The sequence below is a fragment of the Methylobacterium sp. FW306-05-D genome, assembly GCF_058782155.1.
In genome coordinates, this window is record NZ_JBYSXL010000143.1 from 1 (window position 1) to 4,803 (window position 4,803).

Consider the following 4,803-nt stretch of genomic DNA (forward strand, 5'->3'; position numbering starts at 1 on the left):
CGGCGGCTCAGGCCGCCGCCGCCAGGGCAATCCCGAGCGAGTTCAGCACCAGCGCCTCGGGCCGGACATGGCCGAGATAGTAGCGCACGTTCTCCCGCATCATCTGCTCGCGCGCCGCGGGGTTCTCGAAGAGCCATTGCACGGCGGACACGCAGGTCTCGGCATCGACGAACTCGAGGAAGTGGCGTCCTTTCTCGAGATGACCCGTCGCGGTGTAGCGCATCGGCTCCGACACGATGGCCCGGCCCTTCGCCAGGTACTCGGCGAACTTCCAGCCCGTCGAGCCGAGCAATCCGCGGGTCGCGATGCAGACGTCGTAGGCGTCGAGCGCCGCGAGGTAATGGTCCTTGCGGGTGACCTCCCTGTCGGCCACGACCGCGTCCGGATAGGTCGCGAGCGAATAGGAATCGGGAAGCAGACCGCCGGTGAACCGATCGCCGAAGGTCGACCGGAGGGCCCGCACACACTCGGCCCGCATCCCGTTGAGGGATTGTCGATCGACGGTCTCGTCCGGCGTCACACCGTAATAGCCGGTGGGCGGCCAGACGCGGGTGAGGAACAAAACCCTGGGATCCCGGCGCGCGACCGGCAGCCCGAGGAGGTCGGCCTCGCGGGCGGCATAGGGCAGTCGGGCTCCGATCGCCCGCATGACGTCGCCGTACCGGGTCCGGCCGCGGCCGAACCGCATCGCGCGCCAGGCGCCCGTGAGTCCGGGCCGATCCTCGACGGCCACGTTGAGACCCAGCGGCTGGATCTTCGGATTGCTCCCGTGCAGTTCGGCATTGTAGCTGCGCTTGAAGTAGATCTTCGCCCGCTCGAGCGCCTCCTCGACGATGACGTCCGAATCGTGGACGTCGTAGACGACCAGGCCGCACCCCTCGATCTCAGCGCCCAGGCAGTAGGATTTCCGATCGAGATCGCGCGTCGGTGCAACGCCGAGCTTCTTCGGCGCCCCCGTGCTGTAGGAGACCGAGACGAGACCCATCCGCTCCAGAGAATGGAACCCTGTATAGACTTGCCTCAAGTGCCCGATATTGGAGAGCGGCAGCAAGTTGACCTTCAATGACATTGCGAGTCAGGTCCGATCTGGGGATGTTCCATGGAAAGGCGCCCGACCCGTGTGTCCGCGGCACCGCCCGGCTTGCCGAAGAACGGCGCGCCGGAACCCTACCGTCAATCGATCGAATATCAATCGATTTCTGCAGCGTCCGATGCCCGGCAAATCTTGCGCCAATGCTTGTACCGGCAAGACTATCGCACGCATAACCGGATGCAGGACAGGCGGCATCACGATCTCGAGGGCGTGCTCCAAAGATCTGACGGCCGGTGATCATACGGGTCCGGCTCGAGATCGCGGCCTCCGCGTCTCGCGCCCCGGTCGCTTCCGGCCGAACCCGCCGCGAAGCCGACCAGGACCATGAAACCGACCACGACGACTTGGGGCAGGCCGTCCCGATTCGAGACTCCGCAGCGATCCTTCACGATGCGACAGGCGCCGGAAGGCGTCCGGGCCCGTCTCCTCACGGAACCGGACCCGGGACACGGGAGGACGGTCGAGGCCGCATCGTATAAGCGACGTCCGAGGCGCCCGCCTCGGCGCCGCGCCAACCCGGAGCGATCGACGCATGAATGCTCCCTTCGACCTCGAATCGGCCCTGGCGGCCGCCCGCACCGAGTGGGACGCGCGCGCCGCCGCCCTCCGCGCCGCCCATCGGACGGGCCGGCCGCGGCCCGCCTTCGCGGCCTGTGCCGAGCGCGTGCCGATGCTCGACGGCAATGCCATCGATCTCGCCGGCCAGCGCTGGGTCGTCCAGTCCGGCAGCCCGGCCGGCGTCTCGGTCGGTCCCGACCTGTCGGTCGGCTTCGCGGCCAAGGCCGGCGAACGGGCGAGCTTCGACCCGCCGCGGAAGATCCGGGCCGAACTGTGCGGCGAGAGACGCTATGCCCGGGGTGAGCCCGTGACGCTGCAGGGCGTGTTCAACGTCGATCCGGCCTCCCGGATCGCGGGGGCGGACTGGTGCTCGATCCTCCAGATCCATCAGGCGGACGTGGTTCGCGCGGACGGGTCGATCCCCGAGGCCTCCCCGCCCTTCGCCTTCGGCCTGCGGCTGAACAGGGCCGGCCGGCCGGAGCTCGCCGTGTCCGGCGTGACCAGCACGGGCGTCCCGGAACCGGGCTCCTTCGCGCCCGGCGTGACGTACGGGCACGCCTCGATCGCGTTCGGGCGGAACTACGCCTTCGACGTCCTGTTCTGGGACGGTCACGGCGGACCGGGACGCGTACGCCTGGTCCTGGACGGGGCCGTGGTCTGCGACAGCCTCGGCCCCACCGGCCACGAATACGTCGATCTGCTGGCCCATGTCAGGCCCGTCCCGCAGGAGACGGGCTCCTACCTGAAGTTCGGCATCTATGCCGGCGCGTTCAGCGGCGGCACGCCTCCCCCCGGCGTCTCCGTCGCCTACACGTTTCGCCATCTGCGGGACACGCCGCGCTGAGGCGGCCGGTCCCGGCCCGAGGCGCCGGCGATCCTCACCGCGCCGTGGGGTCGGGGAGCTTGTATCCGGGCCTGTCGAGCGCCGTGTCCGGGCTGACGCGCCCGATATACCCGCCGCCCCCGCCCTGGGGGTCCGCCCGCATGGGAAGCGCGCCGTCCGTCGTCTGCTTGAGCGGGTTCTGGCTGCCCGACGCGATGTCGGGGCTCAGCGCGTTCGGATCGATGCTCTTCAGCTTGAGACTCTCGTTGGCGAGGCTCTCGCGCGCGAGTCGATAGGCGAAGGTGACGTCCCGGTTTCCCAGCGCGGTCACGGCTTCCGTCATGCGGCGGCCGACGCTGGAATCCCGCGATTCGCAATAGACGGAGACGCGTCCGAGACCGTATCCGATCGCCTGGCGCTGGTCCGGGAGCGCCGTGCGGGCCAGGCGCAGGAGCGCCGACAGGGCCTGGGGGCTGCTGAGCGCGAGGTTTTCGACCTCGGCCGAAAGGCTGCGCTGGTCGTTCGGATGGCGCGAGAGAAGGTCCGAAGGCCGTTCGAGGAAGGCGTCCGCGGCGACATCCGAGATCCTGCGCTTGGGTGCGCAGGCGGCCGACGCGGACTGGGCCGCGACCGCCAGGATCACGACGCTCAGCAGGCTCGCTCGTGAAGACATTCCCAAAGCTCGATCCCCATCCAGCAGGTGCGTCGGGCACGCGATCCGGTCCCGCCGGGACGGCCTCGACGGTCCGGAAGGCCCCTCGGGATGCTGTAAGTCATCGCCCGGCCGACCACAACGACGGGGCGCCGCGGGCCCGCTATCGGCCTCCGGCACCGCCCCGCATGCTTCTCTGCCGGCAGGTGCGGCCCATATCCTCGTAGCCCGCCGGACAGCGGCGTAGGCAGGCTCCGGCCGCGTATTTGAGCGGGGGCCTGCACGCCCGGCCGAACCGCTGCTCCTGAAACAGGAAGTCCTTCGCGGGGCTCTGGGCCGCCGCCGGAAGGATCGGGGCGACCGGCGACGCGACCGCGACGATCAGAACAGCCACACGAAAAAAGCGCATCAGGACGCGTCCCGGGGAGGAAGCCACCCCATCAACGCGCCGGGGCCCGGCGCGTTCGGCCCTCGCTCTCTCTTCACGGCGAAGACCGGGCCGCGGCCATGCGCCGACCCCGGACCGGGACCCGGGAGCCCCGGACGGCGCGCTTACTTCAGGCAGCCCACGCAGATGCCCCTGGACAGGGCGACGCCATCCTGGCGGCTCGCCGGGCCCGGGCCGGGCCGCCGGCCGGCCTCGCGCTTCAAGCCGCCGCGCATCCGCGCGGCCTGTCGTTCGATCGCCGCGGACGGCGCGCGCGCAGATCCCGGAGCGGCCGCCTGCTCGCGCTGCACGTCGCGGAGGAGGGCACGCCCCTCCCGGCCCGCCTCGGCGATCTTCCGATCCGAGGCCGACAGCTCCGTCGCGCGTCCGGGGGCGGGCAGGACCAGGGCGGCCAGATGCAGGGCGGCGAGCACCGTGACGGCGCGGGGCGGCCGCCCCGACCGGCCCCGGAATTCGCACGCGGCGTCACGCATCGAACCGTCTCACGACCTCATCTCGCGCAAACCGGAAAGTCCCCCCGCGGGGGCCGGACCGGGTCCGGGAAGCGGTCGCGGAACACGCGTCGGCGCGCGTCGTTCCGGATTCTCTGCACCCGGTCTCCGAAGGTCCGCCGGGGGCCGCCAGGGTGGCCGCACCGCTCAGCTGCGCCGTTCCGCGTCGCCCGCCTTCACCGCCGCGTCGTAGCCGGCGGTCCACTGGGCATGCGCCTCGGTGCCCTCCGCATAGGGGCAGTCCTCCCGGCGCAGGCCCTTGCCGGGCGCGTAGTAGCCGAGGGCATGGTGATCGAGATTGTCGTCCGGCGGTTCGGTCATGCGGATCAGGTAGGGCGCCGGGCCGGTCCCCCCAAGGGCACGCGCACGCATCGGCCCGGGAGCCCCCATCGGCTGGCCGATACGGCGCCGCATCTCCCGCCGCGAGCTCCGCCACGCCGCCGGGGCATCACTCCCGGCTTCCCTCGGGGCGGACATCGTCGGCGTGCAGGGCGTGGCCGAGCGCCCGCACCCCATGCGTCAGCCGCCGGAGCGGCCGCGTCGTCTGCCGCAGCGCCAGCCACAACCGGACACGCAGAGGTCGCGCCCGATCGCCCAGCAGGTCGCGGAACCGGCCCGGGCCGCCATCGGCGACGACCGCGTGATCGGGTCACGCGTCGCGGTACGCGATGGCGTGCGGCCGCATGCTGCGCGGCACTTCCCGGAAGTCGGGGGGCGGGGGGCAGGGGTTATTGGTGG

General features: G+C 71.3%; 5 protein-coding genes. 1 reads left to right on the forward strand and 4 read right to left on the reverse strand.

Annotated features, from left to right (window positions below):
• Positions 1 to 7: 7 nt before the first annotated feature.
• Entirely contained in the window at positions 8 to 985 is a 978-nt protein-coding gene (locus AC3WLN_RS23615; protein WP_492485363.1) for a hypothetical protein, read from the reverse strand.
• A gap of 640 nt (positions 986 to 1,625) precedes the next feature.
• Here AC3WLN_RS23615 and AC3WLN_RS23620 point away from each other — a divergent pair.
• A complete protein-coding gene (locus tag AC3WLN_RS23620) occupies positions 1,626 to 2,495 on the forward strand; it encodes a polysaccharide lyase family protein (protein WP_492485365.1) in 870 nt (289 codons plus the stop codon).
• A 34-nt stretch (positions 2,496 to 2,529) separates the two neighbouring features.
• On the opposite strand, the gene AC3WLN_RS23625 is transcribed toward AC3WLN_RS23620, so the two are convergent.
• The 3 genes from AC3WLN_RS23625 to AC3WLN_RS23635 form a co-directional block, all read right to left on the reverse strand.
• Entirely contained in the window at positions 2,530 to 3,147 is a 618-nt protein-coding gene (locus AC3WLN_RS23625; RefSeq protein ID WP_492485367.1) for a hypothetical protein, read from the reverse strand.
• A gap of 531 nt (positions 3,148 to 3,678) precedes the next feature.
• The gene (locus tag AC3WLN_RS23630; protein WP_492485369.1) at positions 3,679 to 4,047 is read right to left on the reverse strand and encodes a hypothetical protein; all 369 of its coding nucleotides are present in this window, start codon (positions 4,045 to 4,047) and stop codon (positions 3,679 to 3,681) included.
• Positions 4,048 to 4,212: 165 nt separating this feature from the next.
• Positions 4,213 to 4,437, reverse strand: a complete 225-nt coding sequence (locus tag AC3WLN_RS23635; RefSeq protein WP_492485371.1) for a ribosome modulation factor — start codon at positions 4,435 to 4,437, stop codon at positions 4,213 to 4,215.
• Positions 4,438 to 4,803 lie beyond the last annotated feature (366 nt).